Origin of the sequence: Caballeronia fortuita (assembly GCF_001544835.2) — a bacterium.
Classification (GTDB): domain Bacteria; phylum Pseudomonadota; class Gammaproteobacteria; order Burkholderiales; family Burkholderiaceae; genus Caballeronia; species Caballeronia fortuita.
Genome location: NZ_FCNX02000001.1, coordinates 672,412 through 698,100 on the forward strand (window position 1 = coordinate 672,412; position 25,689 = coordinate 698,100).

Below are 25,689 nucleotides of genomic sequence, written 5' to 3' on the forward strand. Positions count from 1 at the left end.
AGCTGAAGCGAATTCGAACCATGCGTTTTCTGCGTTTCCTCAAGATTTTTTTCACGATCGTCCGCTTCGGGCTCGATGAGCTGGTGATGAGCGGCATCAACGACCGCCGCGTGCGCTATCTCATGCGTATCACGACGTTCGGCCGCCGCTTCGACATCGAGCGCGGCATCCGGCTGCGGCTCGCGCTGGAAAGTCTCGGTCCGATCTTCGTGAAGTTCGGGCAGGTGTTGTCGACGCGGCGCGATCTGCTGCCCGTCGATGTCGCCGATGAACTCGCCAAACTCCAGGATCAGGTGCCGCCGTTCGATTCGGCGGTGGCCGTGTCGATCATCGAGAAGTCGCTTGGCGCGCCCATCGATCAATTGTTCGACGATTTCGAGCGCGTGCCGGTGGCGAGCGCGTCGATCGCGCAGGTGCATTTCGCGAAGATCAAAAACGGCGAGCACGCGGGCAAGGCCGTCGCGGTGAAGGTGTTGCGTCCGGGCATGCTGCCGGTGATCGACTCCGACCTCGCGCTCCTGCGCGACGTCGCGACCTGGGCCGAGCGTCTCTGGGCGGATGGCCGTCGCCTGAAACCGCGCGAAGTGGTCGCGGAGTTCGACAAATACCTCCACGACGAACTCGACCTGATGCGCGAGGCCGCCAACGGCAGCCAGTTACGCCGCAACTTTTTAGGGCTCGACCTGCTGCTCGTGCCGGAAATGTACTGGGACCTGTCCGCGCCGACGGTGCTCGTCATGGAGCGCATGGTCGGCGTACCGATCAGCCAGGTTGGCACGTTGCGCGCGGCGGGCGTCGACATTCCGAAGCTCGCGCGCGAGGGCGTCGAGATCTTCTTCACGCAGGTGTTCCGCGACGGCTTCTTTCACGCCGACATGCACCCCGGCAACATCCAGGTGAGCCTCGATCCGGCGACGTTCGGGCGTTATATCGCGCTGGATTTCGGCATCGTCGGGGCGCTGTCGGACTTCGACAAGAACTATCTCGCGCAGAATTTCCTCGCGTTCTTCAAGCGCGACTATCACCGCGTCGCGACGCTGCACCTCGAATCCGGCTGGGTGCCGCCGAGCACGCGCGTCGAAGAACTGGAAAGCGCGATTCGCGCGGTCTGCGAGCCGTATTTCGATCGCGCGCTGAAGGACATTTCGCTCGGCCAGGTGCTGATGCGGCTATTTTCGACGTCGCGCCGCTTCAACGTCGAGATTCAGCCGCAGCTCGTGCTGTTGCAGAAGACGATGCTCAACGTCGAAGGACTTGGCCGCTCGCTCGATCCGGAACTGGACTTGTGGAAAACGGCCAAGCCGTATCTCGAGCGCTGGATGAACGAGCAGATCGGCTGGCGCGGCTGGTACGAACGATTGCAGATGGAAGCGCCGCAGTGGAGCAAGACGATTCCGCAACTGCCGCGGCTGATTCACCATATCCTCGCAGAGCATCACGACGCGCCGAAAAGCGGCAGCGACGAACTCATGCGCATGCTGCTCGCCGAGCAGAAGCGCACGAACCGGCTGCTGATCACGTTGCTCGTCGGCGGTCTCGTCGCGGTGGCGGGCGCGGGCGTCGTGATCGCGCAGTTCTGGCTTCATCCCTGAGGGCGCAAAACATGAGCGATCCGACCGATCCAGCCGTTCCCGAGTTCGAAAGCCGCGATCCGAATTCGCCGCGTTTCTGGGACGAGCGTTTCGGCCGTCGTTTCACGCCGTGGGATCAGGCCGGCGTGCCGGAGATGTTCACGCGCTTCGTCGAGTCGCGCGATGCGTGCAACGTGCTGATTCCCGGCTGCGGCAGCGCGTACGAAGCGCTGTATCTCGCCGAACGCGGCTGGCCGGTGCGCGCGATCGACTTCTCCGCAGCCGCGGTCGAGGCGGCGCGGGTGCAGCTCGGCGCGCATGCGGGCCTTGTCGAAGAGGCCGACTTCTTTGCGTACGCGCCGCCTTTCTCACCGGGCTGGATCTACGAACGCGCCTTTCTCTGCGCGCTGCCGAAAAGCCGCTGGCAGGACTACGCCAGCCGGATGGCCGCGCTGCTGAAGCCGGGCGCGCTGCTCGCGGGCTTCTTCTTCATCGGATCGACGCCAAAAGGGCCGCCTTTCGGAATCGAGCGCGACGAACTGGACGCGCTGTTGTCGCCACGGTTCGAACTGATCGAGGACCGCGAGGTGACCGGCTCGATTCCTGTGTTCGCGGGCCGCGAGCGTTGGATGACATGGCGTCGAATCTGAGCCGCGCGGCTTGAAATCGACCCGCCGCGCCCTGAAATACCGCGGCATCGATCTCGTGCCGGGAAATCCCGAAAATCGCGGGTCGATAATGGTTTGCGGCTATAATTCAAGGCTTTGCAAGCGTCGACAGATAATCGTAGGAAGAGTGCCATGCCGATTTACGCGTACCGTTGCGCCGACTGCGGCCACGAAAAAGACGTGCTTCAAAAATTGAGCGATGCACCGCTCACGCAATGTCCCGCCTGCGGGAAGGACGCTTTCTCGAAGCAGGTGACCGCCGCCGGATTCCAGTTGAAGGGTTCGGGCTGGTATGTCACCGATTTTCGCGGCGGCAATAATAACGGCGCATCGAACAAGGCAGCCACGCCGGACGCGCCGGCGGCGAAATCGGACGATGCTTCTTCCGCCAGTTCCGGCAACTCGAATTCGGGCGAAAGCGCGGCGCCGGCGAGCACGTCGTCGTCGGACAGTGCCAAGCCTGCCGCCGGTACGTCCGCAACGCCGGGCGCCGCCTGAAACGCAAGACGGCCGGCACGTCCGGCCGCGTATTACGCCGATGCGTCACGCCGATGACCTCGTCGACCGCGCTCAACCGGGCGCGGCCCGCCTGCCAAGCCGAATCTCCCACGCAGTCGAGAGCCGGCGCAGCCTTCGCCCCGTGTAAATGACGACGAAAAAGACTACGCTGAAATCCGTTTTCCTCACCGGCCTGCTCGTGCTGGTCCCGCTCGCGATCACCCTCTGGGTGCTCGGGCTCGTGATCGGCACGATGGACCAGACGCTGCTCCTGCTGCCGCAATCGTGGCAGCCCGAACGCGTCGTCGGTTTCCATCTGCCGGGCGTGGGCGCGGTGCTGACGCTCGCGTTCATTTTCATCGTCGGGCTGTTGACGCAGAACTTCGTCGGCCAGAAGCTCGTGAAATGGTGGGACGCCATCCTGCGTCACATTCCGGTGGTCGGTCCGCTGTACACCAGTGTGAAACAGGTGTCGGACACGTTGCTCTCGTCGAGCGGCAACGCGTTCCGCAAGGCGCTCCTGATCGAATATCCGCGCAAGGGCTCATACACTATCGGCTTTCTGACGGGCATTCCGGGCGGCGACGTGCTGAATCATCTGGACGAGGAGCACGTGAGCGTCTATGTGCCGACGACGCCGAATCCGACGTCCGGCTTCTTCCTGATGATGCCGAAAAGCGAAGTCGTCGAACTGGACATGACCGTCGACGCCGCACTGAAGTACATCGTCTCGATGGGCGTGGTCGCCCCAGCGCCGAGCGCGCCGTCCACGGTCGCGCCAGCCCGCCGCCCCACCGAGCCGCCGATGTAATGCCGGCGCGCGCACACCGTGAGTCAGCCGAACGAGAGCCTGACCCGACGCGCGAGCCGTTGATTAACGAACAACGAAAGACACAACATCATGTCGATGCGATCTGAATACTGCGGTCTGGTGACCGAGGCCCGTCTGGGCGAAACCGTTTCGCTGTGCGGCTGGGTGCATCGCCGCCGCGATCACGGCGGCGTTATCTTCATCGACCTGCGCGATCGCGAAGGCCTCGTTCAGGTCGTCTGCGACCCCGACCGCGCCGAAATGTTCAAGATCGCCGAAGGCGTGCGCAACGAGTTCTGCGTGCGGGTCGTGGGCGTCGTGCGCAATCGTCCGGAAGGCACGGTCAACACGAACCTCACGAGCGGCAAGATCGAAGTGCTGTGCCACGAGCTCGTGGTGCTGAACGCGTCGGTGACGCCGCCGTTCCAGCTCGACGACGACAACCTGTCGGAAACCACGCGCCTCACGCATCGCGTTCTGGACCTGCGCCGTCCGCAGATGCAGAAGAATCTGCGCCTGCGCTATCGCGTCGCGATGGAAGTGCGCAAGTATCTCGACGCGCAAGGCTTCATCGACATCGAAACGCCGATGCTGACGAAGAGCACGCCGGAAGGCGCGCGCGATTACCTCGTGCCGTCGCGCGTGAACGCGGGCCAGTTCTTCGCGCTGCCGCAGTCGCCGCAGTTGTTCAAGCAATTGCTGATGGTCGCGAACTTCGACCGTTACTACCAGATCACCAAGTGCTTCCGCGACGAAGACCTGCGCGCCGACCGCCAGCCGGAATTCACGCAGATCGACTGCGAAACCTCGTTCCTGACGGAGCAGGAAATCCGCGATCTGTTCGAAGCGATGATCCAGCACGTCTTCAAGGAGACGATGGACGTCGAGCTGCCCGCGAAATTCCCGGTCATGCTGTATTCGGAAGCGATGCGCCGTTTCGGTTCGGACAAGCCCGACCTGCGCGTGAAGCTCGAATTCGCCGACCTGACGGACGCCGTGAAGGACGTCGACTTCAAGGTGTTCTCGATGCCGGCGAACTCGAAGGACGGCCGTGTCGCGGCGCTGCGCGTGCCGAAGGGCGGCGAGCTGTCGCGCGGTGATATCGACGGTTACACGGAATTCGTGCGTATCTACGGCGCGAAGGGTCTCGCGTGGATCAAGGTCAACGACAAGACCCGTGGCCGCGACGGTCTGCAAAGCCCGATCGTCAAGAACCTGCATGACGCGGCGCTCGCGGCGATCATGGAGCGCACGGCGGCGGAAGACGGCGACATCATCTTCTTCGCGGCGGATCGCGCGAAGGTCGTGAACGACAGCCTCGGCGCGCTGCGCCTGAAGATCGGCCATTCGGAATTCGGCAAGGCGAACGGCCTGCTCGAAACCGGCTGGAAGCCGCTGTGGGTCATCGACTTCCCGATGTTCGAGTACGACGAGGAAGAGAACCGTTTCGTGGCCGCGCATCACCCGTTCACGAGCCCGAAGGACGAGCATCTCGAATACCTCGAAACCGATCCGGGCCGCTGCCTCGCCAAGGCATACGACATGGTGCTGAACGGCTGGGAAATCGGCGGCGGTTCGGTGCGTATCTTCCAGGAAGACGTGCAGAGCAAGGTGTTCCGCGCGCTGAAGATCGGCGCCGAGGAAGCGCGTCTGAAGTTCGGCTTTCTGCTCGACGCGTTGCAGTACGGCGCGCCGCCGCACGGCGGCATCGCGTTCGGTCTGGACCGTATCGTCACGCTGATGTCGGGCGCCGATTCGATCCGCGACACCATCGCCTTCCCGAAGACGCAGCGCGCGCAGGACTTGCTCACGCAGGCGCCGAGCGAAGTGGACGAGCGCCAGTTGCGCGAACTGCACATCCGTCTGCGTCAGCCGGAACAGAAGGCGCAGTAAGCATCCTCAGCACAATTTGTTGTCGTAGTGATGAAAAAGGCGCCGGGTGCGCCTTTTTCGTTTTTTGCGTTACAGTCTTTCGGATAAACAGATAAAGAAACGCGCGTTCACTACTCATGCTCAAGCCGCCGAAAATTCCCGAATCCGTGCTGGTCGTCATTCACACGCCCGAGCTCGACGTGCTCATCATCGAACGCGCGGATCACAAGGGCTTCTGGCAGTCGGTGACGGGATCGAAGGATCATATCGACGAGCCGTTCGCCGAAACCGCTGCGCGCGAGGTGCAGGAAGAAACGGGCATCGTGATCGGCAGCGCGCTCGTGCCGGAGAACGCGCTGCTCGACTGGCATCACAGCATCCAGTACGAGATCTATCCGCAGTGGCGGCATCGCTACGCGGAAGGCATTACGCGCAACACCGAACATCAGTTCAGCCTGCTCGTGCCGCATTGTCTCGAAGTGACGCTCGCGCCGCGCGAACACACCGCGCATCTCTGGCTGCCGTTTCGCGAAGCGGCGGATCGATGCTTCTCGTGGTCGAACCGGGAAGCGATCCTGCAACTGCCCGAGCGCCTCGCGGCGCATAGCCGATGATCGGACTGCGTCCGCGGCGCAGTTTCAAGCGGCTGCGACAGGCGCTTTTTTCGGGCCGCCGGCCGCCGCGCCTCTGCTTCACGACCGGCAATCACGTCCGCATCTTCAAAGGCGGCGTGCAGTTCTTCCCGGCGCTGATCGAGCGGATCGATAACGCGCGGTCGTCGGTGTCGCTCGAAACCTACATCTTCGCCAACGACGACATCGGCCGCGCCGTCTCCGATGCGCTCGTGCGCGCCGCCGAACGCGGCATCGAGGTCCGCGTGATCACAGATGGCATCGGCACCGAAAGCAATTTGCCGATGTTCAAGCTATGGCAGGAGCGCGGCGTCGAGCATCGCATCTATAACCCGCATCTGCTGTTCGGGCCGCTCGGCTTCTCGCGCACGCATCGCAAGCTCGCGCTGATCGACGAGACGTATGCGTTCTGCGGCGGCATCAATATCGTCGACGACTACGACCAGAACGGCACGCGGCTCGAACGCCCGCGCTGGGATTTCGCGATGGAGGCGCAAGGCCCCGTCGTCAAGGACGTGCGCGAAGCGTTCGATCTGCAATGGCAGCGCATCCGGCTCGGCGTGAAGCCGCGTCAGCCGTCGCAGCCGGGTTGCGAAACGCAGGAAGCGCAGCAATCGCAACAAGCGCACGAAGGCGAGCGCGCGTCGAGCCGATGGAACGCGCGCCGCGCCATGCTGGCACGGCGGCGCGCACGTCTGGGCGAGATTCACGCGGTCGATCAGCCGTGCATCGCGTTCGTCGCGCGCGACAACCTGCTCAACCGGCGCGCGATCGAGAAGGCGTATCTCCGGGCGATCGCTCACGCCGAGAGAGAAGTACTGCTCGCAAATCCGTACTTCATGCCGGGACGCAAGCTGCGGCGCGCGCTCGTCAACGCAGCGGAGCGTGGCGTGCGTGTGTCGCTCGTGATCGGTCGTAAGGAATTCGTAGCGTTGGATTACGCGACGCCGTTCCTCTACGGCAATCTGCTGAAGCATGGTGTGAGGATCGCCGAGTACGAGAAGACGATGCTTCACGGCAAGGTCGCCGTCGTCGATGCGGACTGGGCGACGATCGGCTCATCGAATCTCGATGCACTCTCACTCGTGCTCAACAACGAGGCCAACATGGTGCTCGTCAATCATCATGAAATTGCCGGTCTGCACGACGCCATTCTTCAGGCGTTTGACGAAGGCCGCCCGATCGATGAAAAACATTATGCGTCGCGTCCGGTTACCGAGCGCGCGCTTAATTGGCTCGCCTACAACACCTACCGCGTGATGATGAAAATGATCACCATTGGGCAGTACGATTAACCTGCCAGCTCGCAGGGATTGCGTAAAAATACGTGTCGGCAAGCATTCTCAACTAAGAATTCCCAATCATCGGGAACTCGGGCAGTCACTTACAGGCAGTCTGTACATAAAACGCGACAATGAACGCGGACAATGTTGAGACTTATCCTATGGACATGTCCTGGCGTTTTAGAAACGCGTATCTAAAAATTTGCTTGTAACACCAGCGTTCGGCCACAATAATAGAACGGCCGTTCGATTTTACGGGTCACATAAGAACGGTAGGGACATCATGCGAAAAGGCGAACAGACGCGGGCCGCGATTCTCGACGCAGCGCTGGAGTTGGCAAGTCGGGACGGGCTGGAAGGGCTGACGATCGGCCTGCTGGCCGAGCGGATGCAGATGAGCAAGAGCGGTGTGTTTGCGCATTTCGGGTCGCGCGAGGATTTGCAGGTGGAGGTGGTGCGCGAGTACCACAGACGCTTCGAGGACGAAGTGTTCTTTCCGAGCCTGCGCGAGGCGCGCGGCCTGCCGCGATTGCGCGCGATGATGAATCGCTGGATGGAGAAGCGCATCCAGGAAGTGACCACGGGCTGTATCTATATCAGCGGAGCGGTGGAGTACGACGACCGCGCCGCGAGCGCCGTGCGCGAGCAGCTCGTGCATAGCGTGGGCATGTGGCGCGAGGCGCTGTTGCGCGCGATCCGCCAGTCGAAGGACGAAGGGCATCTGAAGCCGGAGACCGATCCGCATCTGATGCTGTTCGAGCTGTACAGCTTCACGCTCGGCCTGCATCACGACGCGCGCTTCCTGCATCTTCCGGAAGCGGTGCAACTGACGCGGGACGCGCTGGAAAAGACGATTCAGTCGTATCAGACGCCGGCTGCGGGCGCCAATGGAAGCGTCACGCAACCGGCACCGCCTGCGACCACGAATCTGACATCGCAACAAACCGACAGCCGTTAGCGGCGCCGTTCGAATCGACGAGGGTTCGGCGGCGCGCAACCAGAAGCTTGAGAACACTGGAGAGACTCATGGGACAGTACGCCGCCCCCCTTCGCGACATGCAGTTCGTGCTGCACGAAGTGCTGAACGTGGAAGCCGAATTGAAGAGCATGCCGAAGCATGCCGACCTCGACGCCGAGACCATCAATCAGGTGCTCGAGGAAGCCGGCAAGTTCTGCTCCGAAGTCGTGTTTCCGCTCAACCAGAGCGGCGACCGCGAAGGCTGCACGTACGAGGGCGACGGTGTCGTGAAGACGCCCGCCGGCTTCAAGGACGCTTACCGTCAGTACATCGATGCGGGCTGGCCCGCGCTCGGCTGCGATCCCGAGTACGGCGGCCAGGGCTTGCCCGCGTTCGTGAACAACGCGCTCTACGAAATGCTCAACTCGGCGAATCAGGCCTGGACGATGTATCCGGGCTTGTCGCACGGCGCGTATGAATGCCTGCACGCACATGGCACGCCGGAGCAGAAGTCGACGTATCTATCGAAGCTCGTCTCGGGGGAGTGGACCGGCACGATGTGCCTGACGGAACCGCATTGCGGAACGGATCTGGGCATTCTGCGCACGAAGGCCGAACCGAATCCCGATGGCGCTTATGCGCTCACCGGCACGAAGATTTTTATTTCGAGCGGCGAGCACGACATGGCCGAGAACATCGTTCATCTGGTGCTCGCACGTTTGCCGGGCGCGCCGATGGGGACCAAGGGCATTTCGCTTTTCATCGTGCCGAAGTTCGTGCCGGACGCGAATGGCGCGATCGGTGCGCGCAACGACATCAAGTGCGGCTCGATCGAGCACAAGATGGGCATTCACGGCAACGCGACCTGCGTGATGAATCTCGACGGTGCGAAGGGCTGGCTCGTCGGCGAGTCGAACAAGGGCTTGAACGCGATGTTCGTGATGATGAATGCCGCGCGCCTGGGCGTCGGGATGCAGGGTCTCGGGCTGACCGAAGTCGCGTATCAGAATTCGCTCGTGTATGCGAAAGAGCGTTTGCAGATGCGCTCGCTCACCGGTCCGAAGGCGCCCGAGAAGGCGGCTGATCCGATCATCGTGCATCCGGATGTGCGTCGCATGCTGCTCACGCAAAAGGCGTATGCAGAGGCGGGCCGCGCGTTCACGTACTGGGCGGCGTTGAATATCGACAAGGAGCTGTCGCACGCGGATGAAGCCGTGCGCGCGGAAGCCGCCGATTTCGTCGCGCTGTTGACGCCGGTCATCAAGGCCTTCCTGACGGACAACGCGTTCGAAGGCACGAACATGGCGATGCAGATTTACGGCGGGCACGGCTTCATCTCTGAATGGGGCATGGAGCAATACGTCCGCGATGCGCGCATCAACATGATCTACGAAGGCACGAATTCGATTCAGGCGCTCGATCTGCTGGGCCGCAAGATTCTCGGCGACATGGGCGCGAAGCTGAAGCGATTTGGCAAGCTGGTTGCCGATTTCGTCGAGCAGGAGGGCGTGAAGCCGGAGATGCAGGAGTTCATCAATCCGCTCGCGGATATCGGCGAGAAGGTGCAGAAGCTCACGATGGAGATCGGCATGAAGGCCATGCAGAATCCCGATGAAGTCGGCGCTGCCGCTGTGCCTTACTTGCGGACTGTGGGGCATCTTGTGTTTTCTTATTTCTGGGCCCGGATGGCGCGGGTGGCTTTGGATCGTGCTCCGGGCGGGGACGCGTTTTATCAGGCGAAGCTCGCCACCGCGCGGTTCTATTTCGCCAAGCTGCTGCCTGAGACTGCTTCCACTATTCGTGCTGCTCGGGCAGGAGCCAAGCCCATGATGGATTACGACGAAGCTTTGTTTTGATGTTTTTGCTTTTGCTTTCGCTTTCGCGTTTGGGTGATCCCGGTTTCGTGTCGGTCTATTAGCACTGCCCCTGTGCGGGGCGGCAGTCACTTTCTTTGCTGCTGCAAAGAAAGTAACCAAAGAAAGCAGCTTCTCAGGCCCGCAGTCACACGCAGTTTGAGTAGTCCTCTCGTCCTTGGTGGCACTCGCCTAAAGAGTGCCCTCGTAGGACCAGCCGGGCTTGGATCGCGCACGGTCTGACTAGCTAGTCTGTCTCGCGCGTTGGTTCAGCACGAAATGGTTTCGGCACAGCGCTACGCGCTGCCGTGGGGTCTGCGAGGGAAACCAACGGAGCGCGTGCGCTCGTGCACCTCACTACCCCTCGGCCGCGCAGCGGGCCGGAGCTATTTGGTGCTGAACCAGTCTGTTGTGTCGTGCGATGTGGCAGACCGTGCGCGAGCCAAGCCGGGTGATTGTGATGAGGGCACTTTTTAGGCGAGTGCCATCTGCAACGAGAGGACTACCCAACGTGCGTGTGACCGCGGGCGTATCGAGAGCTGCTTTCTTTGGTTACTTTCTTTGCAGCAGCAAAGAAAGTGACTGCCGCCCCGCACAGGGGCAGCGCAAATAGACCGACACGAAATCAGGACTTCACGACGGAACGAAGGGAACGAACCGAGCGAAGCACAGCAAAAGCACCGAAAAAACCCCAATCATTCACGAACCCCGGAGTGACCCCACCGTGAACATCAAAAAAGTCGCCGTACTCGGCGCGGGCGTGATGGGCGCGCAGATCGCTGCCCATCTGATCAACGCTCGCGTCCCGGTAATGCTCTTCGACCTTCCGGCAAAGGAAGGCCCGAAGAACGGCATCGCGCTGAAGGCCATCGACAATCTGAAGAAGCTCTCGCCCGCGCCTCTCGGCGTCAAGGACGACGCCCAGTACATCGAGCCCGCGAATTACGACGACGACATCGGGAAGCTCGAAGAGTGCGATCTCGTGATCGAAGCCATCGCCGAGCGCATGGACTGGAAGCACGATCTCTACAAGAAGGTCTCGCCGCACATCGCGCCGCACGCGATCTTCGCAAGCAACACGTCCGGTCTCTCGATCACCGAACTGTCGAACGGCTTCTCCGATGAACTGAAATCGCGCTTCTGCGGCGTGCACTTCTTCAATCCGCCGCGCTACATGCATCTGGTCGAATTGATCCCGACCGCATCGACGAATCCGGAAATCCTCGATCGGCTCGAGACGTTCCTCACGAGCGTGATCGGCAAGGGCGTCGTGCGCGCGAAAGACACGCCCAACTTCATCGCGAATCGCGTCGGCGTGTTCTCGATCCTCGCCGTCATCGCCGAAGCCGAAAAGTTCGGCCTGCGTTTCGACGAAGTCGACGACCTCACCGGCTCGCGTCTCGGCCGCGCGAAGTCGGCGACCTTCCGCACCGCCGACGTCGTCGGTCTCGACACGATGGCGCACGTCATCAAGACGATGCAGGACAACCTGCGCGACGATCCGTTCTTCGACGTCTACAAGACGCCGCCCGTGCTCGAGGCGCTCGTGAAAAACGGCGCGCTCGGCCAGAAGACAGGCGCGGGTTTCTATCGCAAGGAAGGAAAGGCGATCAAGGTTCTCGACCCGAAAACCGCTTCCTATGTCGATGGCGGCGCGAAAGCCGATGAACTCATCGGCCGCATTCTGAAGCGTCCGCCCGCCGAGCGCTTCAAGCTGCTGCGCGAAACCGACAACAAGCAGGCGCAGTTCCTCTGGGCCATCTTCCGCGACGTGTTCCATTACATCGCGGTGCATCTCGAATCGATCGCCGATAACGCCCGCGATGTCGATCTGGCGATCCGCTGGGGCTTCGGCTGGAACCAAGGGCCGTTCGAAAGCTGGCAGTCCGCGGGCTGGCAGCAGATCGCGAAGTGGGTGCAGGAAGATATCGACGCAGGCCGCGCGCTTTCGAAGGCGCCGCTGCCCGCGTGGGTGCTCGACGGTCCGGTCGCCGAAAAGAACGGCGTGCACACGGACGAAGGTTCGTGGTCGCCTTCCGCGCGCCGCTTCGAGCCGCGCTCGACGCTGCCCGTGTACCAGAAGCAGGTGTTCCGCGCGCCGCTCGTCGGCGAAACGGGCGCCGATCCGAAGACCTACGGCAAGACGCTCTTCGAAACCGAGAACGTGCGCGCGTGGCTGGACGACGATCAGGGCGATGTGGTCATCGTCTCGTTCAAGACGAAGATGAACACGATCGGCCCGGGCGTCATCGACGGTCTCACGCAAGCGATCGAACTCGCGGAAAAGGAAAGCTACGCGGGCGTCGTGATCTGGCAGCCGACTTCGCTGCAACTCGGCGCACCCGGCGGCCCGTTCTCCGCAGGCGCGAATCTCGAAGAAGCCATGCCCGCGTTCATGATGGGCGGCGCGAAAGGCATCGAGCCGTTCGTGAAGAAGTTCCAGCAAGGCATGCTGCGCGTGAAGTACGCGAACGTGCCGGTCGTGTCCGCGGTGTCGGGCATCGCGCTCGGGGGCGGGTGCGAGCTGCTGTTGCAGTCGGCGAAACGCGTCGCGCATGTCGAGAGTTATATCGGTCTCGTCGAAGTGGGCGTCGGTCTGGTGCCGGCGGGCGGCGGCCTGAAGGAAGCGGCGTTGCGCGCGGCGGAAGCGGCTGCCGCCGTCAACGCGACAAGCGATCTGCTCAAGTTCCTGCAGAAGCCGTTCGAGAACGCGGCGATGGCGAAAGTATCGTCGTCCGCGTTCGATGCCCGCGCGATGGGCTATCTAAAGCCGTCCGACACGATCGTCTTCAACGTGCACGAACTGCTCGACATCGCGAAGAAGGAAGCGCGCGCATTGAGCGCATCGGGATATCGTCCGCCGTTGCGCGTGAAGCAGGTGCCGGTCGCGGGCCGCTCGGCAATCTCGACGATCAAGGCGTCGCTCGTCAACATGCGCGACGGGCGCTTTATCAGCGATCACGATTTCCTGATCGCGAGCCGTATCGCGGAAGCGGTGTGCGGCGGCGATGTCGAAGCGGGCAGTCTCGTCGACGAAGAATGGCTGCTGGCGCTGGAGCGCCGCGCGTTCGTCGACCTGCTCGGCACGCAAAAGACGCAAGAGCGAATCATGGGCATGTTGCAGACCGGCAAGCCGGTGCGTAACTAAGCGGAGCTTCTTCAAAGATGAGCAAACAACTTCAAGACGCATACATCGTCGCCGCGAGCCGCACGCCGATCGGCAAGGCGCCGCGCGGCGTGTTCAAGAACACGCGCCCGGACGAACTGCTGGTCCACGCGATCAGGTCGGCGGTCGCGCAAGTGCCGGGGCTCGATACGAGCGTAATCGAAGACGCCATCGTCGGCTGCGCGATTCCGGAAGCCGAGCAAGGCCTCAACGTCGCGCGCATGGGCGCATTGCTCGCGGGACTGCCGAACACGGTCGGCGGCGTGACGGTCAACCGCTTCTGCGCATCGGGACTGACGGCGCTCGCGATGGCGGCGGACCGCATCCGCGTCGGTGAAGCCGATGCGATGATCGCGGGCGGCTGCGAATCGATGAGCATGGTGCCGATGATGGGCAACAAGCCGTCGCTGTCGCCGCATATTTTCGATCGCAACGAAGACGTCGGCATCGCGTACGGCATGGGTCTGACGGCGGAGCGCGTCGCGGAGCGCTGGAAGGTGAGCCGCGAGGCACAGGACGCGTTCGCGGCGGAGTCGCATCGCAAGGCATTGGCCGCGCAGCAAGCGGGCGAATTCGCCGATGAGATCGCGGCCTACACGCTCAACGAACGCTTCCCCGACCTCGCATCGGGCGAAGTGCGCGTGAACGCGCGCGAGATCGCGCTCGACGAAGGTCCGCGCGAAGGCACATCGGTGGAAGGGCTCGCGAAGCTGCGTCCCGTGTTCGCGAACAAGGGCTCGGTGACGGCGGGCAACAGCTCGCAGACATCGGACGGCGCGGGCGCGCTGATCGTCGTGTCGGAAAAGATGCTCAAGCAGTTCAACCTGACGCCGCTCGCGCGTTTCGTGAGCTTCGCGGTGCGCGGCGTGCCGCCGGAAATCATGGGCATCGGGCCGAAGGAAGCGATTCCCGCCGCGCTGAAGGCGGCGGGTCTCAAGCAGGACGACATCGACTGGATCGAGCTGAACGAAGCGTTCGCGGCGCAGGCGCTCGCGGTGATCGGCGATCTCGGGCTCGATACGTCGAAGGTCAATCCGCTCGGCGGCGCGATCGCGCTTGGCCATCCGCTCGGCGCGACGGGCGCGATCCGCGCGTCGACGGTCGTGCACGGACTGCGCCGCCGCAACCTGAAGTACGGCATGGTGACGATGTGCGTCGGCACCGGCATGGGCGCGGCGGGCATCATCGAGCGGCTTTGACCGTATCGGACCAGGATACCGGCACAAGGAGACAGTGCATGGAGATTCAGATCGAACGCGCGGACGGCGTGCTGAGCATCGTGCTCAATCGTCCGGAGAAGAAGAACGCGATCACCGCGGCGATGTATCAGGAAATCGCCGACGGCCTCTACGAAGCCGAGATGGACCCGACGGTGCGCGCCGTGCTGATCCGCGCCATCGGCACCACGTTCTCGGCAGGCAACGATCTCGACGACTTCCTGAACGATCCGCCGAAGGGACCGGACGCGCCCGTCTTCCAGTTCCTGCGGCGCCTGAGCGGCTTTCCGAAGCCGATCGTCGCGGCGGTCGGCGGTACGGCGGTCGGCATCGGCACGACGATGCTCCTGCATTGCGACATCGTCTACGCGAGCCCGAGCGCCAGGTTCTCGCTGCCGTTCTCGCAACTCGGCTTGTGTCCGGAAGCGGCGTCGAGTCTGCTGTTGCCGCGCACGGCCGGTTATCAACGCGCGGCGGAAAAGCTCTTGCTGGGCGAAGCGTTCGATGTGAACGAAGCGATCGGCATGGGCTTCGTGAACGGCGCGATCGATGCCGCCGAACTCGACGCCTACGCGTTCGACAAGGCGAAGCGCCTCGCGATGCTGCCGGCGTCGTCGCTGCGCGTGACCAAGTCGCTGATGAAGGGTGCGCACGCGCATGAAGTGAGCGCACGCATGGAAGACGAGGCTGCGCATTTCGCGCGGATGCTCGTTGCGCCCGAAGCGCGCGAGGCGTTTCAGGCGTTCTTCGAGAAGCGCAAGCCGGATTTCAGCCAGTTCGAATAAAGCGGCTATTCGACGTCGTATTCGACGAAGCTGTTTTCGCGCGCGAAGCTGACGAGCCGCAGGCCCGCCTGCTTCGCGATCGCGATGGCGAGCGACGTCGGCGCGGAGATCGTCGCGACCATCGGCACGCCGACGCGCGCCGACTTGCGCACGAGTTCATAGCTCGCGCGGCTCGACAGGAACACGAAGCCTTGCGTCGTATCTTCGCGACGCAGAATCAACTGGCCGATGAGCTTGTCGAGGGCGTTATGCCGCCCGACATCCTCGAACGCATAACGCACGGCGCCGGTTTCATCGCACCATGCGGCGGCGTGCAGGCCGCCCGTGCGCTTCGTCAACTGCTGATGCGCGGGCAGTTCGCGCGCGGCGCGCTCGATCGCATCGGGTGCGAGGCGCGCGAGAAAGCCGGTGTCCGGCACGCGCTCCGGCTGAAGATCGAGCAATTCGATGCTTTCGATGCCGCACACGCCGCATCCGGTGCGCCCCGCGAGCGCGCGCCGCTTGTCCTTCAGCGACACGAACGCCTGCTGCACGACTTGCAGATGCACTTCGGCATGCGGCACGACGGCGCCGTCGTCGCGGAAAAACACTTCGATGTCGTGGATGTCGCTGCCGCGCCCGACGATGCCTTCCGTCAGCGAGAAGCCCACCGCGAACGCTTCGAGATCGCGCGGCGTGCACATCATGACCGCGTGCGAGATGCCGTTGTACACGAGCGCGACGGGCCATTCCTGACCCACGTCGTCGGCGGCGATCGAAGTCTCGCCCTTGCGATGCCGGCGCACCTGGCGCTCGACGAAGCCGGGTTGATCGTCGGTTTCGAGTTGTTCCACTTCAATGCTCCCAAGCCCGCACTTCGAGTAAAGTCGGGTATGTGACTTGCTGCCTACCGTTGCTGTTCGCACGCATCGCGCCGCGAACAGCTCTAGATTGCAATGGTTCCAGCCAGTTCTAAGGCCCTACAATAACTTAAGCAGGCGATGCGCGTCGCGCACGTCCGCTCAATCCAACGAGGCTTCGCCATGGGACTTTACGACGCCGCCCGTCTCTTCGGATTCGAAGTCGAATCCTCTGACAATCTGCGCTTCATTCCGCTTGCCGTGCGCTTCAATCTCGACCGTTTCGGCCTGCGCATCACACTCGACCAGTGGCAGCAGCTTCCTTACGAAGACCGCGCGCTGCTCGCCCGTTTTCCGATCGAGGAAGAGGCGGGGCTCGAGAAAAACTTCGACCTCGCGCTCGAAGAGATGATGAAGACGCACGCCAATGCCGCACCCGAACCGATCGAACGCGACCCGGATCCGGTCTGGATGCACGCCGATGCCGTGCCCGAAACCGTGATCCGGCAAAGCAGCCTGTCCGGCGTCAGCGCGCCGAGTCTCGATCGCTGGGGAAAGCTCGATCGCTTCCAGCGCTATGCGCTCGCGAAACTCTCGCGCAACACCGACAAGGTCAATCACGACTTCCTGCCCGCGATGAAAGAGTTCGGTCTCGCGGAGTAGGCCGGAAGCGCGCAAACGTTATGCGCGCGCTTTGATCGGATTATTTGCGTCCAAGCCCTAAATGTAGGGCGAGCGGTGCCGTTATCTGGCGTTATCCATTAATCGGGCGTGGCGCGCTTTGCCGCGCCGCGCATTGCTTTCGATGTGCGCGCATCAAGGGATAAGCCAGCCGCTCATGACTCGACTCCTCTCCAGAGGCCTGCTCGTCAACATCGCCGTCGTACTGGCCGCGCTTGGCGCGAATGCGTTCGTCGCCTGCGAGCGGATCGGCGGGCTGCGCGAGAGCGACGCGCGCACGCTGCGCTCGATGAGCCTGTTGCGCGATCTCGCCGCCTGGCGCGGCACGCTCGGCGAATCGCTCACGCAACTGAGCCGGTTCGAAGCGACCGGCATCGCCGAAACCGACGCAGGCCATCAGGCGCGCGAGGCCCATCTCGACGCGCTCGAAAGCGGCCTGCGCGCGCAGATCGCGATGGAGCCCGGCGCGGCAGGCGCCTTCGATGCGCTCGCGGTCCGCGCCGCCGTCATGCGCCGCGACGCCAATGCCGCGTTCGAGCGCGCAAAGCACGCCGCGCCCGGCGCATCCCGCGCGTGGGCAGACATCGCGTTCGTCACGCTCGGCGAAGATCAGCAAGCCGTCGATGAAGAACTGTCGGTCGTGCGCGCGCGCATCGACGACGCGACGATCATCGCGCTCGATCACTCGGCGCAGGCATCGAGCGGCGCGATGCTGCTGCTCGTCTTCACGATGATCGCGGGCAGCGCCGTGCTGATCTGGCTGTTCGCGAGCCACGAGCGTCAATCGCGCGAAAAGCTCGGCGCCGTGCGCGCGCGACAACGCAGCAACGAGCGCTTTCGCGGCATGTTCGAGGCGCATCCGGTGCCGATGTGGATCGTCGATCGGGAAACGATGCGCTTCGTCGCCGTGAATCAGGCCGCGATCGGGCACTTCGGCTTCAACGAGCCGGAGTTCATGAACATGACGCTGCGCGATCTGCATCACGCCGACGACTTCGACAGCTTCGCCGCGCGGCTCGCGCGCAGCGGCGAAGGCGGCGAGCCGGGCCAGGGTTCGGCGGGCGTGTGGCGCTATCGCTGCAAGGACGGATCGATCGTCGGCGCGGACGTGTCGCATCACTCGCTCAGCTATTCGAACCGGCCGGGCATCTTCATGCTGGCGAACGACGTGACCGACCGCATCCACGCGGAAGCCGAGGCGCGGCGCTCGAACGAGATGCTAGAAGCGGTCATCGACAACATTCCGCAGCGCGTCTTCTGGAAGGATCGCGAACTGCGCTATCTGGGCTGCAACAACGCGTTCGCGCGCGACGCGGGCCTCGCGTACAACGAGCAGGTCATCGGCAAGACGGATTTCGATCTGCCGTGGAGCGCGCTCGCGGAGATCGTGCGCGCCGACGACGAAGATGTCATCGTGACGACCGTGCCGAAGATGCACCACGAGCGCGACATCGTGGTGGGCGACCAGTTGCGCACCATCGTCTCCAGCAAGCTGCCGCTGCTCGACGGCGAAGGGCAGACGATCGGCGTGCTCGGTTCATATCACGACGTCACCAATCAGAAGCGCGCCGAACTCGCGCTGCGCCTGCAAAGCCGCGCGCTCGACGCGAGCGTCAATGCGATTCTGATCACCGGCGTCGCCGATGGTGCGAACGTGATCGAATATGCGAATCCGGCGTTCAAGCGCATCACGGGCTACGACCCGAGCGAAGTCATCGGCCAGGACTGCCGCTTCCTGCACGGACCGGACGGCGAGCAGGAAGGGCTCACGTCGATCCGCCGCGCGCTCGCCGCGAACATGGAGGCGAGCGTCGTGGTGCGCAACTATCGCAAGGACGGCGCGCTTTTCTGGAACCAGCTTTTCGTCGCGCCGGTGCCGAATGCGCAGGGCATGACGACGCATCACATCGGCATCATCAACGACGTGACCGATCTGATGCGCTATCAGGAAGAGCTCGAATATCAGGCGAACTACGACACGCTCACGCGCCTGCCGAACCGCAATCTGTTGAAGGACCGCCTGCAGCACGCGATCGAAACGGCGCGGCGGCGCGAGACGAAGATCGCGGTCGTGTTCATGGATCTCGACGGCTTCAAGAACGTCAACGACAGCCTCGGCCACAGCGTCGGCGATCGTCTGCTCGCGGTGATCGCGGAGCGGCTCGCGCGCTCGGCGCGTTCGAGCGATACGGTCGCGCGTCATGGCGGCGACGAGTTCGTCGTCGTGCTGCCGGATATCCACGACGAAGCAGGATTGATCGTGTGGATGGAGCGCACGCGCGCGGCGATCTCCGAACCGGTGTGGCTCGACGATACCGAGTTGTACGTCGGCTGCAGCATGGGCGCGAGCCTCTATCCGCAAGACGGCGACGACGCTGAAACGGTGATGAAGAAGGCCGATCTCGCGATGTACCGCGCGAAGGACATGGGCCGCAACAACTATCAGTTCTTTCAGCCGGAGATGAACGCGAGCGTCGGCGCGCGCATGAATCTCGAGCGGCGCTTGCGGCGTGCGCTGCGCGACGGCGAGTTCCTGCTGCACTATCAGCCACAAGTGGATATGACGACGCGCCATATCGTCGGCATCGAGGCGCTCGTGCGCTGGCTCGATCCCGAGCAAGGGCTCGTGCCGCCGGCGTCGTTCATTCCGGTGGCCGAAGAGAGCGGGCTGATCGGGCCGTTGTCCGAATGGGTGCTGCGCGAAGCGTGCCGGCAGAACAAGGCGTGGCAGGATGCGGGACTGCCGCCGGCGCGCGTGTCGGTGAATCTGTCGGCGCGGCATTTCCAGCAGCGCGACATCGCCCGGCTCGTGACGTCCGTGCTCGAAGAGACGGGCCTCGCGCCGCGCTATCTCGAACTCGAACTCACCGAAAGCGCGATCATGCGCAACGCCGAGGAAGCGATCACGATGCTCTCGGAGCTATCGGCGCTCGGCATCGGCATCGCGATCGACGACTTCGGCACCGGCTATTCGAGCCTCTCGTATCTGAAGCGCTTCCCGGTGCATCGGCTGAAGATCGATCGATCGTTCGTCGCGGATATCGGCGAGTCGAGCGACGACGAAACCATCACGTCGGCGATCATCGCGCTCGCGCATTCGCTGGAGTTGCAGGTGATCGCGGAGGGCGTCGAAACGCATGCGCAGCATGACTTCCTGCGCGAGCGCGATTGCGACGAAATGCAGGGCTATCTGTTCTCGCGCCCGATGCCGCACGAGGCGATTCCCGGCCTTTTGCAGCGGGGCGTGCTGCCCCACTGATCGCCGTATCGGTCGGTCAGTCGATCACCGGCAGCACGCGCGGGCGGCGGTCGCGGTCGGTCGCGACGTAGGTGAGCGTCGCTTCCGTGACCTTGACGACTTCTTCGGCGAGGCTCATGCGCTGCGCCCAGACTTCGACGGCCACGGTGACGGACGTGTTGCCCGTCTTGACGATGTCCGCATAGAAGCTCAACAGGTCGCCGACGAACACCGGATGCTTGAACAGGAACGAATTCACCGCGACGGTCGCGACGCGGCCGTTCGCGCGGCGGCTTGCCGGAATGGAGCCGGCGATGTCGACCTGCGCCATGATCCATCCGCCGAAAACGTCGCCGTGGACGTTGGCGTCGGCAGGCTGCGGCACGACGCGCAGCGCGACGTGCTTTTCGGGAAGACTGGAATGCTCGGTCATGGAAGGCGGTCCGGTTTGCAAGGCGGAAGGCTGGCGCGCGTGAGCGTCCCCTTGAACCTTCTGCGACAATGCATATTTATGGATGAGCCCGTTAGCGCGCGACGCCGCGCCGGGCCTTGCAGCAAATTGTACGGGAAAGCATTCGCATCGACGTGCGCCCGTGCCGCCGATAAAAACACGCCCCACGCCGCGCGCGAACCCCTGCGCGCGACGCGCTCGAACGATACGAACTCATGCGCCGCTTCCCGAACGCAGAGCCCGGGCCAGCGCAGCAAGGCCCGCGCAACGACTGGCAGACGATCCGCTCGCTGCTGCCTTATCTCACCACGTACAAATGGCGCGTCGCGTTCGCGCTGACGTGTCTCATCGGTGCGAAGGTCGCGAACCTCGGCGTGCCGATCGTGATGAAACGCATCGTCGACGGACTCGCTTCCGTGCAGCATCTCACCGCGCTCGGACGCGCGAACGATGCGCCGGGCGTCGTGCTGATCGGCGGCATCGGGCTGCTCGTGATCGCGTATGCGGCCGTGCGGCTTTCGACATCGCTCTTCACCGAACTGCGCGAACTGCTCTTTGCGAAGGTCACGGAAAGCGCCGTGCGGCAACTCGCGCTGCAAGTGTTCCGGCATCTGCATTCGCTGTCGCTGCGCTTTCATCTGGAGCGGCAGACGGGCGGCATGTCGCGCGATATCGAACGCGGCACGCGCGGCATCCAGCAACTCGTGTCGTATTCTCTCTACAGCATTCTGCCGACGCTCGTCGAAGTCGGTCTCGTGCTGGCGTTCTTCGTGACGAAGTACGAGGCGTATTACGCGATCGTCACGTTCGTCGCGCTCGTCACGTATATCGTGTTCACGGTGAAGGTGACCGAGTGGCGCACGCATTTCCGCCGCACGATGAACGAGCTCGATTCGAAGGCGAACTCGCGCGCGATCGATTCGCTGCTCAACTACGAGACCGTGAAGTACTTCGGCAACGAGGAATGGGAGACGCGCCGTTACGACGAGAATCTGAAGCGTTATCGGGCGGCCGCGATCAAGTCGCAGCGTTCCCTGTCGATGCTGAATTTCGGGCAGCAGACCATCATCGGTCTCGGGCTCGTGTTCATTCTGTGGCGCGCGACGCAGGGCGTGATGGCCGGACATCTCACGCTAGGCGATCTCGTGCTCATCAACACGTTCATGCTGCAGTTGTATATCCCGCTGAATTTTCTGGGCGTCGTGTATCGGGAGCTCAAGCAGGCGCTGACCGACATGGACCGCATGTTCACGCTGCTCGGCGCGGGCCGCGAAGTGCCCGACGCGCCGAATGCGCAGGCGCTCGCCGTGCGCGGCGGCGAAGTGCGCTTCGAGAACGTGCGCTTCGCCTACGAGAAGGCGCGGCCGATCCTGCACGACGTCGATTTCACGATTCCCGCAGGCACGACGACGGCGGTGGTCGGACACAGCGGCTCGGGCAAATCGACGCTCGGCCGTCTGCTCTTTCGCTTTTACGATGTCGATCGTGCGCAGGGCGGCAGCATTCGTATCGACGGACAGGACATCCGCGACGTCACGCAGGATTCGCTGCGCGCGGCGATCGGCATCGTGCCGCAGGACACCGTGCTGTTCAACGATTCGATCTACTACAACATCGCGTATGGGCGTCCTTCGGCGAGCCGCGAGGAAGTGATCGCGGCGGCGCGCGCGGCGCATATCCACGAGTTCATCGAGGCGTTGCCGGCGGGGTATGAGACGGCCGTCGGCGAGCGTGGATTGAAGCTGTCGGGCGGGGAGAAGCAGCGCGTCGCGATCGCGCGCACGCTGCTGAAGAATCCGCCGATCCTGATCTTCGACGAAGCGACGTCCGCGCTCGATTCGAAATCCGAGCGCGCCATTCAGCGCGAACTCGATTCGATCGCGCGCGAGCGGACGACGCTGATCATCGCGCATCGGCTGTCGACGGTCGTCCACGCGCAGCAGATCATCGTGATGGATCACGGGCGCATCGTCGAGCGCGGCACGCACGCGGAACTGGTGCGCGCGGGCGGGCTGTTCGCGCAGATGTGGGCGTTGCAGCAGCAGCGGGCGGAGGAGGCGACGTTGGATCAGCGGGATACGGCGGGGGCCTACGAGAGATAATTCCGAAAGTGTAGTGGCTTGCGAGGTTTCGAGTTTGGTCGCGAGGCCGAACTCGAAATCGACTTGCTATACTCCCGCCTAATTTAATTAGATAACCTATTCAATTGTGATTCGAGGGAGTATCTGCATTGCAGGATTCGGCCTTGGACCACAATAACTTCGTCGAGGAATGCATGGGAAGTTTCAGCATCTTTTATTGGCTGCTTGTCGTCTTGATCGCAATTGTTACGATCTATCCCTACGTACGAATCATTCAACGAACAGGGCACTCGGGATGGTGGATTCTGGCGGGACTTGTGCCTCTGTTGAACCTCGCAATGCTTTGGGCCTTCGCCTTTGTGCGCTGGCCAGCGATCGACGACCGCCGGCCATAACCAAAAGCCTCACTCCATAGCATGCGCGCCGCCGATCGCGACGCCGTCATGCCCTTGCAAAGCCGTCGACGACCACTGCAGCCACTGGCCGCGCAGCACGAACAGCGCGCCGAACGCGCACGTCGCGAGTACGCCGAAGGTCGCGAAGCCCATCTGATAGCTGCCGGTGCTTTCCTTCGCGATGCCCATGATCACCGGCAGATAGAACCCGCCGATACCGCCCGCCGCGCCCACGATCCCCGACAGCAATCCCGTCTTCCCCTTCCAGCGATGCGGCACGAGCTGGAACGTCGAGCCGTTGCCGAGACCGAACGCGATATACAGGCCGATCAGAATCGCGAGGCCGCCCGCGACCGGCGGCATCCAGATCGCGAACGCGAAATCGCCGGCGGCGATCACCGCGAGCAAGACGAGCAGCGCGCGCACGCCGGTCACGCGATCGGCAACATAGCCGCCGAACGGCCGCACGATCGCGCCGAGAAACGCGAGCAGCGACATGAAGAGACCGGCTTCGAGCTTCGGCATCTGATAGAGCGACGTGAGCAACAGCGTCACATACGACGACATGCCGACGAATCCGCCGAACGTGATGCTGTAGATCAGCATGATGACCCACGTATCGCGTTCGCCGAGCACCGAGCGATAGCGCTTCGGCAAAACCGCGATCGCGACGAGCGCGCCGATCACCGGCAGAAGCAGCACGCCCGCCTTGCCGCCGCCGAACACGCCCGCGCTCACCGCGAGGACGAGCACGATCAGGCTCACGAGCGTCACCGCGAAGCTCGACAGTGCGCGCGTCGTGCTGCCGGTTTTCTGGCCGGCATCGGATGCCCACGCGAACAGCGCGACGCCCGTGATCGCGAGCAAGGGCAGCGCGGCGGCGGTCGACATCTGCCAGCCGAACGCATCGGCGAGATGCGGGAACAGGAAGCCGTCGAGCACTGCGCCGATGTTGCCCGCCGCCGCAAGACCGAGCACGAGACCCTGGACCTTCGGCGGATAGTTGCTGCCGGCCATCGGCAGCGCGACGGCGAAGCTCGCCCCGCCCATGCCGAGGAACACGCCGAGCACGAGCAGCGACGCATATGACGGCACGCCGGGCATGAGCGGCAGCACGATCGACGGAATCGACGAGAGCACGACGCCCATCAGCGCGACGCGCCGTCCGTCGGTCGATTGATAGAGGTTGCCGAGCGTCACGCGCAGAATGGCCGCGGCCAGCACCGGCACCGCGACGAGAAAGCCCTGTTGCGCGGCGGACATCGTCACGTCGCGGCCGATGAACGGCGCGAGCGGACCATAGAGCACCCAGACGGTGAAACCCGTATCGAAGTAAAGGAAGCAGGCAACGAGCGAGCGCCAGTTGCCGCTCTTGAGCGATGCGATCAGATTGGACATTGCGGGTTCCGTGTAGACGCGTGCGCCCGGATGAGCCACGCGACGGCCCCGAAATTTGCAAGCACCATGCCAATCGAATGCATCTTTAATCGATGCATCGCGCAACGCGAGCGTGGGCGGGGGGCCCGGGCGTGCTTGCCGTTTCATGTCGTCGAACGTGCGGGCACCGCGCCCGTGCGCAGCCGCATGGGAATGGTGCGGCGCGCCTTCGCGCGGTTCATGCGCCCGCTAGAATGCGTTCTTCGCTCGACAAGCGCCGCGCGCGCCGGACAAACGCATGGAACTGAAATGGCTGGAAGACTTCGTGTCGCTCGCGGAGACGCGCAGCTTCAGTCGCTCCGCTGAACTGCGGCATATCACGCAACCCGCGTTCTCGCGGCGCATCCAGGCGCTCGAAGCGTGGCTCGGGACGGAACTCATCGACCGGTCGGTGTATCCGACGCGCCTCACGCAAGCCGGCAACGTCTTCTACGAACAAGCGCTCGCGATGCTCTCGCAGTTCCACGAAGCGCGCACGCTCTTGCGCGGGCAGGGCGGCGTGCCGTCCGCGACCATCGAATTCGCTGTCCCGCACACGCTCTCGCTCACGTATTTTCCGCGCTGGCTCGAACATATCGAGGCGCGGCTCGGACGCATCCGCACGCGGCTGCGCGCGCTCAATGTGCACGATGCGGTGCTGTCGCTCGTCGAAGGCGGCGTCGATCTCGTGATGGGCTATCACCATCCGAGTCATCCGGTCGCGCTCGATCCCGCGCGATACGACATGCTCACGCTCGGCGCGGAACCGATCAGCCCGTTCTCCGCCGTCACCAAGGGCGGACGCGCCCGCTTCACGCTACCCGCGACGGCCGAAGCGCCCGTGCCCTATCTGTCGTACACGCCGAATGCGTATCTCGGGCGCATGACGGAAGTCATCATCGCGACGGCGCCCGCGCGGCTCTATCTCGACAAGGTCTATGAAACCGACATGGCCGAAGGACTCAAGGCGATGGCGCTCGCGGGTCACGGCGTCGCGTTCCTGCCGCACAGCGCGGTCGAGGATGCCGTCGACGAAGGGCGGCTCTTACGGCTCGATCGCGGCACGCGCGGCACGCCCGCCGGCCAGTTCACGCTGACGATGGAAATCCGCCTCTATCGCGACAAGCTCGCGTCGCAAGGCGAGGATCCGCGACAGGCGCTGATGCGCTCGCTATGGGACGCGGTCGGCGAGGAACTGCTGAAGGCATCGGCGGAGAAGTCCGCCACATAGAGCTCGGCGGCGTTATGCAAGATTTGCATGATGGGATAAGGAA

At 63.4% G+C, this 25,689-nt stretch carries 20 protein-coding genes; 17 read left to right on the plus strand and 3 right to left on the minus strand.

Translation table 11 applies throughout. The features are described from left to right. Nucleotides 1-20 precede the first annotated feature (20 nt). The 12 genes from ubiB (at nucleotide 21) to AWB77_RS03230 (ending at nucleotide 15,314) form a co-directional block, all read left to right on the plus strand. On the plus strand, nucleotides 21-1,592 hold the full coding sequence (gene ubiB / locus AWB77_RS03175) for a ubiquinone biosynthesis regulatory protein kinase UbiB (protein WP_061132897.1): 1,572 nt from the start codon (nucleotides 21-23) through the stop codon (nucleotides 1,590-1,592). Nucleotides 1,593-1,603: 11 nt separating this feature from the next. Continuing rightward, nucleotides 1,604-2,221, plus strand: coding sequence for a methyltransferase domain-containing protein (locus tag AWB77_RS03180; protein WP_061132898.1), 618 nt, complete (start codon nucleotides 1,604-1,606; stop codon nucleotides 2,219-2,221). Nucleotides 2,222-2,371: 150 nt separating this feature from the next. Further along, entirely contained in the window at nucleotides 2,372-2,737 is a 366-nt protein-coding gene (locus tag AWB77_RS03185; protein ID WP_061132899.1) for an FmdB family zinc ribbon protein, read from the plus strand. Between the two features lie 148 nt (nucleotides 2,738-2,885). After that, a complete protein-coding gene (locus AWB77_RS03190) occupies nucleotides 2,886-3,548 on the plus strand; it encodes a DUF502 domain-containing protein (protein ID WP_061132900.1) in 663 nt (220 codons plus the stop codon). Between the two features lie 90 nt (nucleotides 3,549-3,638). Beyond that, a complete protein-coding gene (aspS, locus tag AWB77_RS03195) occupies nucleotides 3,639-5,441 on the plus strand; it encodes an aspartate--tRNA ligase (protein WP_061132901.1) in 1,803 nt (600 codons plus the stop codon). A 116-nt stretch (nucleotides 5,442-5,557) separates the two neighbouring features. Further along, on the plus strand, nucleotides 5,558-6,034 hold the full coding sequence (gene nudB / locus AWB77_RS03200) for a dihydroneopterin triphosphate diphosphatase (protein ID WP_061132902.1): 477 nt from the start codon (nucleotides 5,558-5,560) through the stop codon (nucleotides 6,032-6,034). Beyond that, entirely contained in the window at nucleotides 6,034-7,347 is a 1,314-nt protein-coding gene (locus AWB77_RS03205; protein WP_374728673.1) for a phospholipase D-like domain-containing protein, read from the plus strand. Before nudB ends, AWB77_RS03205 begins: the two co-directional genes overlap by 1 nt. 271 nt (nucleotides 7,348-7,618) lie before the next feature. After that, nucleotides 7,619-8,293 (plus strand): TetR/AcrR family transcriptional regulator, encoded by a 675-nt coding sequence (locus AWB77_RS03210; protein WP_061132904.1) that lies wholly within the window; start codon nucleotides 7,619-7,621, stop codon nucleotides 8,291-8,293. Nucleotides 8,294-8,361: 68 nt separating this feature from the next. Further along, nucleotides 8,362-10,149, plus strand: coding sequence for an acyl-CoA dehydrogenase C-terminal domain-containing protein (locus tag AWB77_RS03215; RefSeq protein ID WP_061132905.1), 1,788 nt, complete (start codon nucleotides 8,362-8,364; stop codon nucleotides 10,147-10,149). Nucleotides 10,150-10,870: 721 nt separating this feature from the next. After that, a complete protein-coding gene (locus AWB77_RS03220; RefSeq protein WP_074168833.1) occupies nucleotides 10,871-13,294 on the plus strand; it encodes a 3-hydroxyacyl-CoA dehydrogenase/enoyl-CoA hydratase family protein in 2,424 nt (807 codons plus the stop codon). A 17-nt stretch (nucleotides 13,295-13,311) separates the two neighbouring features. Then, nucleotides 13,312-14,511 (plus strand): acetyl-CoA C-acyltransferase, encoded by a 1,200-nt coding sequence (locus tag AWB77_RS03225; RefSeq protein WP_061132906.1) that lies wholly within the window; start codon nucleotides 13,312-13,314, stop codon nucleotides 14,509-14,511. Nucleotides 14,512-14,549: 38 nt separating this feature from the next. Further along, nucleotides 14,550-15,314 carry an enoyl-CoA hydratase gene (locus AWB77_RS03230; protein ID WP_061132907.1) on the plus strand — a complete coding sequence of 255 codons (765 nt, stop codon included), beginning with the start codon at nucleotides 14,550-14,552 and terminating at the stop codon, nucleotides 15,312-15,314. A 5-nt stretch (nucleotides 15,315-15,319) separates the two neighbouring features. Here AWB77_RS03230 and fdhD read toward each other — a convergent pair whose 3' ends face one another. Beyond that, entirely contained in the window at nucleotides 15,320-16,147 is an 828-nt protein-coding gene (fdhD, locus tag AWB77_RS03235) for a formate dehydrogenase accessory sulfurtransferase FdhD (RefSeq protein WP_061132908.1), read from the minus strand. A gap of 189 nt (nucleotides 16,148-16,336) precedes the next feature. Here fdhD and AWB77_RS03240 point away from each other — a divergent pair, with 189 nt between their 5' ends. Next, a complete protein-coding gene (locus AWB77_RS03240) occupies nucleotides 16,337-16,816 on the plus strand; it encodes a nitrate reductase associated protein (RefSeq protein WP_061132909.1) in 480 nt (159 codons plus the stop codon). Nucleotides 16,817-16,991: 175 nt separating this feature from the next. After that, nucleotides 16,992-20,093 carry a sensor domain-containing protein gene (locus tag AWB77_RS03245; RefSeq protein ID WP_061132910.1) on the plus strand — a complete coding sequence of 1,034 codons (3,102 nt, stop codon included), beginning with the start codon at nucleotides 16,992-16,994 and terminating at the stop codon, nucleotides 20,091-20,093. A 16-nt stretch (nucleotides 20,094-20,109) separates the two neighbouring features. Here AWB77_RS03245 and AWB77_RS03250 read toward each other — a convergent pair whose 3' ends face one another. Continuing rightward, nucleotides 20,110-20,505 carry an acyl-CoA thioesterase gene (locus tag AWB77_RS03250; RefSeq protein ID WP_061132911.1) on the minus strand — a complete coding sequence of 132 codons (396 nt, stop codon included), beginning with the start codon at nucleotides 20,503-20,505 and terminating at the stop codon, nucleotides 20,110-20,112. 233 nt (nucleotides 20,506-20,738) lie between these two features. Here AWB77_RS03250 and AWB77_RS03255 point away from each other — a divergent pair, with 233 nt between their 5' ends. Then, nucleotides 20,739-22,625, plus strand: coding sequence for an ABCB family ABC transporter ATP-binding protein/permease (locus tag AWB77_RS03255; protein WP_061132912.1), 1,887 nt, complete (start codon nucleotides 20,739-20,741; stop codon nucleotides 22,623-22,625). A gap of 173 nt (nucleotides 22,626-22,798) precedes the next feature. After that, entirely contained in the window at nucleotides 22,799-22,999 is a 201-nt protein-coding gene (locus tag AWB77_RS03260; protein ID WP_061133150.1) for a Sec-independent protein translocase family protein, read from the plus strand. A 9-nt stretch (nucleotides 23,000-23,008) separates the two neighbouring features. Here AWB77_RS03260 and AWB77_RS03265 read toward each other — a convergent pair whose 3' ends face one another. Continuing rightward, nucleotides 23,009-24,397, minus strand: a complete 1,389-nt coding sequence (locus tag AWB77_RS03265; RefSeq protein WP_061133151.1) for an MFS transporter — start codon at nucleotides 24,395-24,397, stop codon at nucleotides 23,009-23,011. Between the two features lie 277 nt (nucleotides 24,398-24,674). On the opposite strand from AWB77_RS03265, the gene AWB77_RS03270 reads away from it, so the two are divergent. Beyond that, entirely contained in the window at nucleotides 24,675-25,646 is a 972-nt protein-coding gene (locus AWB77_RS03270) for a LysR family transcriptional regulator (protein ID WP_061132913.1), read from the plus strand. The last annotated feature ends 43 nt before the right edge of the window (nucleotides 25,647-25,689 follow it).